The sequence below is a fragment of the Mesorhizobium sp. M7A.F.Ca.US.014.04.1.1 genome, assembly GCF_003998745.1.
GTDB lineage: Bacteria > Pseudomonadota > Alphaproteobacteria > Rhizobiales > Rhizobiaceae > Mesorhizobium > Mesorhizobium ciceri.
In genome coordinates this window covers 1-8,911 of the sequence record NZ_RZRW01000224.1, presented here as the reverse complement: position 1 = coordinate 8,911, position 8,911 = coordinate 1, and the positions used below count along the sequence as shown (strand labels likewise).

Genomic DNA, 8,911 nt, shown 5'->3' with positions numbered 1-8,911 from the left:
GGCCGCGCGACACCTCGTTGAGCCTGTTGACCGCCCGCAGCAATGTCGACTTGCCCGAACCGGAGAGGCCCATCAGAACGGAGATCTCGCCCTCGTTCACGGTCAGGCTGGCGCCGGCGCAGCCCAGTACATTGCCGGTCTTTTCGAGGATCTCGGCGCGGCTGGCGCCGGCGTCGATCATCTTCAGCGATCCGGCCTGGTCGGCGCCGAAAACGATATCGACGTTCCTGAAATCGACGGCGACGGTCATTTCTTGCCTCCAACGGCGATGCGGGTCATCCGGTCGAGCACGATGGCCAAAACGACGATGGCAAGCCCCGCCTCAAGCCCGAGGTCGATGCGGCGCGAGCCGAGCGCCCGGTTGATCTCGGTGCCGAGCCCGCCGGCGCCGATCAGTGCGGCAAACACCACCATCGACAGCGACAGCATGATCGATTGCGTCAGGCCGGCCATGATGGTGGGCAGCGCCGACGGCAGTTCCACCTTCCACAGCAGCTGGCTCTTGGTGGCGCCGAAAGCCTCGCCGGCCTCGACGATCGACTTCGGCACCGAGACGACGCCCAGATGCGTGAGCCGGACCGCGGTCGGGATGACGAAGATGATGGTGACGATGAGGCCGGGCGCGTTGCCGAGGCCGAACAGCGTCAGCACCGGGATCAGGTAGACGAAGGTCGGCAGCGTCTGCATCAGGTCGAGCACCGGCAGCATGACGCGGTAGACCTTCGGCTTGTGCGCTGCCCAGATGCCGAGCGGCACGCCGATGGCCATGGCCATGGCAGCGGCCGCGACGACCAGCACCAGCGTCTGCACCGTCTGCTTCCAAAGGTTCTGGTTGATGATGAAGATCAGGCCGAGAAAGACGCCGATGGCAAGCGGTCGCGAGCGTTGCAGCAGCCAGGCGACAACGGCGATGACCAGCGCCAGCAGCACCGGCGGCACCATCAAGAGGATGCCGACCAGCCCGTCGAGCAGGAAATTGAGGCCATTCGAAAAGGCCCTGAACACAGTGTCGAAATTGTCGGTGAGGAAACCGAAGAAGGCCTTTCCCCAGGCGCCGATCGGAATCTTGTGATCGACCATGAATTTCGAAATCGGATCCATATCGCCCCTCTCGTGCAGGAGACCGCCCTGCCCCTCGGCCTCGGCCGTCGTCATCTTGTCACAGGATATGAAAAAGGGCAGCCTTTTCTAAGATGGCTGCCCTTCCTGGTTCGGCTTTGCCGAATTCAGTCGGCTCAGCTTCCGAGCGCGGTCTTGATGGCGGCGGCAGCGTCACCGCCGTCGAAGGTGGTCACGCCGGCTATCCACGGGGCAACGGCATCCGGGTGCTTCTTCAGCCAGTCGGTTGCAACCGTATTGGCGTCGCCGCCCTTGAGGATCGCGTCCATCATCTCGCCTTCCATGTCCAGGTTGAACTTCAGGTTGGCGATGAACTTGCCGGCGTTCGGGCATTCGGTGGTGTAGCCCTTGCGCACATTGGTGTAGACGGTGGCGGCGCCGAAGCCGCTGTCGCCCATGCCGTCGAGATAGGTGATCTTCATGGCGCCCATCACCGGATGCGGCGTCCAGCCGAGGAAGGCGATCCATTCATTGTTCTTCATCGACTGCTCGGCCTGCGTCAGCATGCCGGCTTCCGAGGATTCGACCAGCTCGAAGCCTTCGAGATTGTCCTTCGGGTTCTTGATCATGTCGAGGATGATGCGGTTGCCGTCATTGCCGGCCTCGATGCCATAGATCTTGCCGTTGAACTTGTCCTTGAACTTGCCGATATCGGTCAGCGATTTGACGCCGGCGTCGGCGACATAGGTCGGCACGACGATGCCGTAGCCGGCGCCGGTCAGGTTGGTGCTGATCGTCTCGACCGAACCGTCGGCTGTATAGTCCTTGATGTCGTTGGTCATCGACGGCATCCAGTTGCCGAGGAACACGTCGAGATCCTTGTTCTTCAGCGACGCCATGGTCACCGGCACCGACAGCTGGATCGTTTGCGGCTCATAGCCGAGCGCGGTCAGCAGCACGGAGGCGACGCCGGTCGTCGCCTGGATGTCGGTCCAGCCGACGTCGGAAAGGCGCACCGCCTTGCAGCTTGCCGGATCACCGGCGTAGGCAGCGCTGGTTGACAAAAAAGCCGCCAGGCCGAGGCCGGCGACGAAAGAGTTCATACGCGACATAGACAGTCTCCCATTGTGATTCTTTGGCGAAGCGTAGCTACGGTTTCTATGCCCGCCTTGTTTCGTCAGCCAAACACCATTCTGGTGTGGTTTCAAGCATTAAGACAATCACGATCAACGGCGCGGGCTGGCCAATCAGCGACACATCAGGCGCTTTTGTCTGGCCAGCCGGCTTTTTCAGGGGAATGCCGCTCTGGCCCCTCCCCGTGTCAGGCCAAGTCGGCTTAAAAGAGCGGCATGGCCAAGCTTTACTTCCACTACGCGACGATGAACGCCGGCAAGACGACGATGCTCTTGCAGGCCTCTTACAATTACCGCGAGCGCGGCATGGGCACGATGCTGTTCGTCGCCGGCCACTACCGCAAGGGCGATACAGGCCTGATCTCGTCGCGCATAGGCCTGGAGACGGAAGCCGAGATGTTTCGCGACGGCGACGATCTGTTCGCCCGCGTCGCCGCTCATCACGCGCATACGTCGGTGCATTGCGTCTTCGTCGACGAGGCGCAGTTCCTCGAGGAAGAGCAGGTCTGGCAGCTCGCCCGCATCGCCGACCGGCTGAACATCCCGGTCATGTGCTACGGCCTGCGCACCGATTTCCAGGGCAAGCTGTTTTCCGGCTCGCGCGCGCTGCTGGCCATCGCCGACGATTTGCGCGAAGTGCGCACCATCTGCCGATGCGGCCGCAAGGCGACGATGGTCGTGCGCCTCGGCCCCGATGGCAAGGTGGCGCGCCAGGGCGAGCAGGTGGCGATCGGCAAGGACGTCTATGTCTCGCTCTGCCGCCGCCACTGGGAGGAAGAGATGGGCCGCGCCGCGCCAGACGACTTCATCGGCTTTATCAAGGGCTGACGGTCGGCGGCCTTGACCCCGGCCCGATGCAGCGTTTCTTAAGGCCTCGGTACTATAACGCAGCCAGCCAGAGCTCCCCGGGGTCAGCCATGCTTCGAGACGCTTCGTTCGCCAGTATCCTTCTCCTTGCCAGCTCGCTCGTAGCCCATGCCGGCGGTGATCCTGCCCTGGGCAAGAAGGTCTTCAACCGATGCATGGCCTGCCATGACGCAGCCACCGACCGCGACAAGGTCGGTCCGCATCTGTTGGGCGTCGTTGGCCGCACCGCCGGCAGCGCAGAGAGCTTTCTTGGCCACTATTCCGAGGCGATGAAGAGTGCCGGCGCCGCCGGCCTGGTCTGGGATGAAGCCAATCTCGCCGAGTATCTCAAGGCCCCAAAGCTGAAGGTGCCGGGCAACAAGATGGCCTTCGGCGGCCTGACCAATGACGACGACATCGCCAATGTCATCGCCTATCTGAAGGCCGATCCCAAGCCTTGATCCGCTGTTCATCAGCTCTGTAAAACCGGCTTTCCCCTCGCATATCGCGGCCGCGATTGCTTCAGTCGTTTGCCGAATACAAAGGCATCCGTGCGCCCTCGGCTTGCCGCATGAAAGTTCAATGACAGCTGAACTACGGCTGGCAGGCAAGCTAATCACGCCAGGCCCCCGCCTTCACTGGTTTTCAAGACCCTGATGGATTCTTTTGTTTTCACGCCGCCCTTGTTGTCACGTCTTTCAATCCCCCGATGCCCCACATATATTCGCCGCTGTTCGCGACCAGCGACGTCATGCCGAAGCGGGAGGCCCCAATGGCGACATTGCAGAATTTCGACGCCGAAATTGCCAAGACCAAGCAGGTCGTGCAGGACATGCGCTCCAAGATCGAGCAGTCCGGCACCATGCTTGATACGCTCGCCACATCGGACAAGAAGATCGGCGACGCCAATTTCGACCTCGAGAACGCCCGCATCGAGGATGTGCTGAAGCAGCAAAAGGTGATGGAAGGCAACATTGCCGACCTGATCATCGGCCTGGAGGACGCCACCAACGTCTTCGGCTCCGAGTTCGAGAGCATGAAGAACTACACCGGCTGGGAAAAATTCATCGGTATCTTCTCCAGCCAGAGCAAGCAGCGCATGCGCACCGACCGCGTCCGCAACATGTCGCTGGCGGGCAATCTGCAGGAATTGCTGGTCAAATCCGACACCATCGTCGGCATATTGAAGGCGCAGAAAGAGGTCCTCGACCAGCGCTACAAGACCTCGGAAACCAGCCTGTCGCAGGTGATCGAGCGCCGCAAGACCACCATGACCAACCTCGAAGCCGTGCAGAAGCGCATCGAGGAGCTCAACCCGATGCTGCTCGACATCGAAAACAAGATCGCCGCTTCGACCAGCCAGAAGGACCGCACGCAGCTCGAAGGCGAACGCTCCAAGCTGGCGACGGAATACAACGAAAAGCAGGCCAAGGAGCAGGAGCTGCTGGCCGAGAGCCAGACGCTCGAGCGCTACACCTCGATGTTCCAGACCTTCGTCGATTCGCTCAACAACCAGATCGCCGCGCAATCGACGCTGATCAACAAGCTGACCATCGATACCGAGCAGCGCATCGTGCTCTACAAGGCGCTGGAAGATTCGCTGAAGACCGCCGCCCAGCAGGACGTCGCCCACAAGATCAACACGCTGGGCAGCCAGGTCGACAACACCGCCGAGGAAACCATGGCCGGCATCGGTGCTGCTTCGCAAAAACACATCGGCGACCTACTCGAGATGCACGAGAAGAACATGGTCGCCACCGCCGACATCCAGCGCCGCAAGAAGCTGGCCGACGATGCCTTTGCCCGCCGCTTCGACGAGGTGCTGAAGAAGCACAATTCGGCAAACTACGTGCAGTCTTAGGGGTGATAGGACTGCCCGCGAGCGCACAGGCATGACCCCCGAAAACGAAGCGGCGGCACGATATTTCTCCGCCATCACGGCCGCGCTGAGCGGCCTTGAAGTGTTCATGCGCGACGATCGCTCGCCGCTTTACCGGCACGGCATCGTCGCCAAGATCGTCGCCGAATACATCGCCCGGCTCGACAAGTCGTTTTCCTGCTGGCGCAACCGGCTGGGCTTCATGGACACGTTCCGCATTTCGCGGGCCGAAAGCGGATTCCCGGTGTTCCAGAACCTGCTCGAACTGGAAAACGACCGCCGCCAGGCCGACGCGCGGCTTGCCAACATCCCGCTCGCCGGCGAATTGCGCGAGGAAATGGCCGACTTCATCCTGCGCCACAAGGAATTCCCCGAGGCGCTGCAGAAGTCGATGGCCGAGCGGCTCTATCTCGAGGACGTGAAAAGCGAGAACACCTTCGGTTCCTTCACGCTGGCGCAAACCGCCAAGGTCTCGGTCAATCCGAAGACGGGACGGCCCTATTATCTCGTCCATTGGGCGACGTTCGACGGCAGCGCCAACCTGCCTCTGGTCTACATGGTGACGGTGGAGGATTCTTCCGACGCGATGATCCGCCAGCTTGTCGACAGGAACGGCAAACTCAACGAGACGGTCGACATTCCGCTGCCGGTCGACGGCCTGCTCAATCCCGAGCTTGCCCATCGTTTCGACGATTTCACCGAGAAGAACTCCGCCTATACGCTGTCGCCGGCGACCATCGCGGTCAACCTCGACAAGGATTTCGAACCGCTGCACCCCAAGCAGCTGCGCCGCGTCGTGCTCGGCCCGTTCTATTCGGTGGGGATTACCGACAACAATTCGACGGTGACCGAGGTTCTGGCCAAGGTGCGCAAGCCGCAAAATGCCTGGCTTTTGACCTGGACGATCCAGGAGGTCTATTCCAAGAGCGAGAAACCCGGCCGCAAGGGCCTGTTTTCGAGTGAGAAGACAACGCAGGAATTCTTCATCAACACTGATGATCTGGAAGCCGCGCGTCAGGGCGTGTCGAGCTATGAAAACCATGCGCTGATTCCGCACGAGGCCTATCAGGCACTCTACGCCGCCGGCGAAGCACAGAAGATTTTTGCCGGCTACAAGGTTCATATCCTGTCCAACGGACAGGTCATCTCAGACGTCTGACCGTCACACCACGGAGCACCCTTCATGGATACCGGCCTGACCACCATTCCGGAAGCCGCCATCGAGAAGCACCGCGCCACCGCGCAGAGCTTCATCACCCGCATCGTCGTGCTGGAGGACCCGTCACGGGAGTCCGGCACCGCGCTTGCCGGCACCAACCGCCGCTTCGTCTCGACCGTCTCGGTCGGCTCGGTGCGTCGCACGCGCGAGGTCGAGCTGGCCAAGACCGTCGGCGCCGTTCATCTCGACGACCAGCTGCTGACCATCCCGCAGCACACGCTCCTGTTTCGCGCCCGGCGCGGCACGGCGATCGCGCTGGCCATATCGGACGTCTTTGCCGAAGGCTCCGACCTCGAAAGCCTGCAGGCCAGGAATACCCGCGCGCCGCTCGAAGGCGACGAAGCGGCCACCTTCAAGAAGCTTCTGTCGGCCTCGGCTTACATCTCCGCCTTCAGCCTCGCCTCCTACCTGTTCCAGCTGATCGACAGCGACGGCGAGGCACCCAACGACATCCCCGAGCCGGACTTCCTGTTCGACACGCCGCAGGATGCGGTGAAGTCGATCCTCGCTGGCCTCGACAAGGCGATCTCGGGATCGTCCGATGATGCCGATTTGATGACAAGGGCACGCGCCTTCGCCCGCGTCGCCATCGACGGGCTTCTGGCCCGCAAGGGCCGCTTCGACGGCATCGGCCCGTTCGAGAACGCCCATATCCGCATCGATGCCGACGATTTCACTCTCGATGGTTTCGACGTCGCGCCGGGCAAGCGCTCAAAACCGCTGGTGATGACCTTCAAGAAGCCGGAAGAGGTCGTCGGCAACCACATCGCCAAATACCAGTCGGTCAAGCTCGCCAAGATGCTGATGGCCTATGATTTCGAGCGCGAACTCAATCCGTTCGTCGAGCTCGGCGGCTTCCTGTTCACCTTCATCGGCGACGGCGCCCCCGGCACTGGCAAGACGACGCTGATCCAGATGATCGCCGGCCTCGTCAACGGCTATTGCCAGGTCGCCGGCTATCCCTTCGCCTACGAGAATTTCGGCGTCGACCAGATCTCGTCCTACCAGGGCAAGTCGGGCCAGAACTGCCGCCAGTTCATCAACAATGTCTTGAACCCACGCGTCATCGGCTTCGGCACCATCGACGACATCGACCAGGTGGCCGCCAGACGCTCCGACGACCGCGCCTCCGCCGGCCAGCAGGAGATAACAGGCGTCTTGATGGACGCCTTCGCCGGCGCCGCCACCGTGGTGCGCGGCAACTGCTCGTTCGGCATGTTCTCCAACTACCCCGAAAATGTCGACGACGCGCTGCGCCAGCGCGCCGGCGCCCGCTGGCTGGTCGACGGGCCGCAGAGCCGCGACGACTACATCGATATTTTTGTCCTGCTGGCGGGGAAAAACCATAAGATCCCGCTCGGCGAACACGACCTCTACGCCGCGCAGGAAATCCAGCGCGCCGTGACCGAAGCCTATGAGGAGCACGAGAAGCCGCAGGAAGATGGGCTGATGAAGGTCTACGAGCGCTACATGAAGGAGAACGGCGCGCCGAAATCGATGGCCGACATCGGCACCTATCTGCACCTGATCAAGGATGCCGAGCCCCGCTTCACCGGTCGCGCCATCAAGAATGTCACCGACGCCATCAAGATGCGCGCCATGGACATCGAGCTTCCCGACGATTGGTTCGAGAAGCCGGAAGTCTTCATGCACAAGGGCTACGACGAGAAGAAAGCGATGATCGAGGAACTGCGCGGGCCGTTCTCGATGGACATGGTCATGCAGGAGATCAACCGCTACGCCGACTCGGAGTTCCGCTATTCCGACAAGTCCGACGACTCCGCCGTGGAAAAACTGCTGCGCGACGCCCGCCTGCGCGAACGGGCTGCGCGCGAGATGGAGGAGATGAAGAAGAAGGGGCTATGGAATGCGTGAGCTGCGCCGGCCTTCCCTTCACCCCTTGTGGGAGAAGGCAAGATGAGCCCCGCCAAGAAACCCGATCTCCTGCGCGACAATGAGCTGATCTATGGCCGGCTGCTGACGGTCGACGAGCCGCATCTGATCCAGCGCTACAACAAGGCGCTCGCCGCATTCGGCTTGAAGCCGACCAAGCTGAAGACCTTCCAGATCGATCGCACCGGCTTTTCGCCCGAAGTGGCCGAGGAATGCGACGACTACGACTATCTCGATCCCAACGAGGTCAACCGCCGTTTCATCATCCTGACGCCGTCGCAGATCGACCTGCCGGTGGTGCACACCGCCTTCTCCAACACCTCGCAGCTGATGTTCGAGTTCATGTCCAAGAACCAGCGCGCCATCGATGCGCTGACGATCAAGGATGTCATCTACGGCGAGATCGAGGATTCCGTTCCCAAGGTCAACGATATCGAGGACCTGCTGTCGATCAGCCAGGTCGAGTTCAAGGTGCTGTCGGCTGAGGATGTGCTGGGCAAGGCCGCCGAGCTCGGCAAGCTCGTCGACCGGTTGAAGCAGGAGCCCGACGCCTGGCGCGACAGCGCCATGCTGAACCGCATGGTCGAGCTCGCCAAGATCTGCGGCGACATCCGCGAGAACGCGCTGGTGCCCGACCAGGTGATCTTCCGCCACAACGCCTACTGGACCAGCCATTTCGGTGGCCTTTACGTCTTCGTCGACCCGGATGTGACGACAGTGATCAGCGATCCTGCGGCGCCAGGCTTCCGCCGTTCGCGGCCGTGGCAGGTCAGCTATCTCTCCATTAACGACGCCGACAAGGTGTTCAAGTTCCTCGCCACCACCGGCCGCATCGAGTTGCCGCGCGCCTCCTGGGTCGAGGCCTCGGGCTACCTCGAGCAC

Annotated in this window: 9 protein-coding genes; 6 read left to right on the top strand and 3 right to left on the bottom strand. The window is 61.8% G+C overall.

What is annotated here, in order from left to right; translation table 11 throughout:
- The 3 genes from EOA22_RS16505 to EOA22_RS16495 all read right to left on the bottom strand — a co-directional run.
- A partial coding sequence (locus tag EOA22_RS16505) for an ATP-binding cassette domain-containing protein (RefSeq protein WP_127390086.1) occupies positions 1-250 on the bottom strand: 250 nt, incomplete at its 3' end.
- Positions 247-1,101, bottom strand: coding sequence for a choline ABC transporter permease subunit (choW, locus tag EOA22_RS16500; protein WP_024504538.1), 855 nt, complete (start codon positions 1,099-1,101; stop codon positions 247-249). The genes choW and EOA22_RS16505, both read right to left, overlap by 4 nt.
- Before the next feature lie 134 nt (positions 1,102-1,235).
- Positions 1,236-2,171 carry a choline ABC transporter substrate-binding protein gene (locus EOA22_RS16495; protein WP_013529956.1) on the bottom strand — a complete coding sequence of 312 codons (936 nt, stop codon included), beginning with the start codon at positions 2,169-2,171 and terminating at the stop codon, positions 1,236-1,238.
- A gap of 237 nt (positions 2,172-2,408) precedes the next feature.
- Here EOA22_RS16495 and EOA22_RS16490 point away from each other — a divergent pair, with 237 nt between their 5' ends.
- The 6 genes from EOA22_RS16490 to EOA22_RS16465 form a co-directional block, all read left to right on the top strand.
- On the top strand, positions 2,409-3,020 hold the full coding sequence (locus EOA22_RS16490; protein WP_013529955.1) for a thymidine kinase: 612 nt from the start codon (positions 2,409-2,411) through the stop codon (positions 3,018-3,020).
- A gap of 89 nt (positions 3,021-3,109) precedes the next feature.
- Positions 3,110-3,499, top strand: coding sequence for a cytochrome c family protein (locus EOA22_RS16485; RefSeq protein WP_063168854.1), 390 nt, complete (start codon positions 3,110-3,112; stop codon positions 3,497-3,499).
- A 311-nt stretch (positions 3,500-3,810) separates the two neighbouring features.
- The gene (locus EOA22_RS16480; RefSeq protein WP_024504535.1) at positions 3,811-4,899 is read left to right on the top strand and encodes a hypothetical protein; all 1,089 of its coding nucleotides are present in this window, start codon (positions 3,811-3,813) and stop codon (positions 4,897-4,899) included.
- A gap of 31 nt (positions 4,900-4,930) precedes the next feature.
- Entirely contained in the window at positions 4,931-6,076 is a 1,146-nt protein-coding gene (locus EOA22_RS16475; RefSeq protein WP_063168855.1) for a hypothetical protein, read from the top strand.
- Positions 6,077-6,100: 24 nt separating this feature from the next.
- Positions 6,101-8,011, top strand: a complete 1,911-nt coding sequence (locus EOA22_RS16470) for an ATP-binding protein (protein ID WP_063168856.1) — start codon at positions 6,101-6,103, stop codon at positions 8,009-8,011.
- Between the two features lie 42 nt (positions 8,012-8,053).
- On the top strand, positions 8,054-8,911 hold an 858-nt coding region (locus tag EOA22_RS16465), incomplete at its 3' end, for a DUF6638 family protein (RefSeq protein WP_127390085.1).

What these genes read in the sequence shown, in the direction of transcription:
- choW (WP_024504538.1), bottom strand. Translation starts at nt 1,101, where the DNA reads ATGGATCCGATTTCGAAATTCATGGTCGATCACAAGATTCCGATCGGC.
- EOA22_RS16485 (WP_063168854.1), top strand. Translation starts at nt 3,110, where the DNA reads ATGCTTCGAGACGCTTCGTTCGCCAGTATCCTTCTCCTTGCCAGCTCG.
- EOA22_RS16490 (WP_013529955.1), top strand. Translation starts at nt 2,409, where the DNA reads ATGGCCAAGCTTTACTTCCACTACGCGACGATGAACGCCGGCAAGACG.
- EOA22_RS16495 (WP_013529956.1), bottom strand. Translation starts at nt 2,171, where the DNA reads ATGTCGCGTATGAACTCTTTCGTCGCCGGCCTCGGCCTGGCGGCTTTT.
- EOA22_RS16475 (WP_063168855.1), top strand. Translation starts at nt 4,931, where the DNA reads ATGACCCCCGAAAACGAAGCGGCGGCACGATATTTCTCCGCCATCACG.
- EOA22_RS16470 (WP_063168856.1), top strand. Translation starts at nt 6,101, where the DNA reads ATGGATACCGGCCTGACCACCATTCCGGAAGCCGCCATCGAGAAGCAC.
- EOA22_RS16480 (WP_024504535.1), top strand. Translation starts at nt 3,811, where the DNA reads ATGGCGACATTGCAGAATTTCGACGCCGAAATTGCCAAGACCAAGCAG.